The sequence below is a fragment of the Ruoffia sp. FAM 26255 genome (assembly GCF_045528525.1).
In the GTDB taxonomy this organism is placed as follows: domain Bacteria; phylum Bacillota; class Bacilli; order Lactobacillales; family Aerococcaceae; genus Ruoffia; species Ruoffia tabacinasalis.
On the sequence record NZ_JBGQQX010000146.1, the window covers coordinates 1 to 290 of the forward strand.

Here is a 290-nt window from a genome sequence, read left to right on the forward strand (position 1 = left end):
ATATTGGGCTGTATCGTCATGTTTTATATTTTTTACATGATTTTCTCACTCGTTAATATCCAGTAACCTTTATCTTGCTTTACTTTCTCAGCATTACCAAAAATATCTTCCATATGTTTATATAAAGATGGTGATCCTTGTTTCTTCTGGATGACGACCCATAAGGAGCCTCCTGGTTTCAATTGCTTGTAGCTATGGGTAATAAACTGATGAACCGTCTGTTTTCCTGCTCTAATCGGTGGGTTGGTTAGAACATAATCTAAAACCTCTCCGTTCAGATCGACTGATGT

The 290-nt window shown here is 36.9% G+C and carries 1 protein-coding gene; it reads right to left on the bottom strand.

Going from position 1 to position 290, the window contains the following annotated elements; genetic code table 11:
- Positions 1 to 32 precede the first annotated feature (32 nt).
- Positions 33 to 290: methyltransferase (locus tag ACEN31_RS11670; protein ID WP_407109491.1), on the bottom strand; the 258-nt coding region annotated here is incomplete at its 5' end.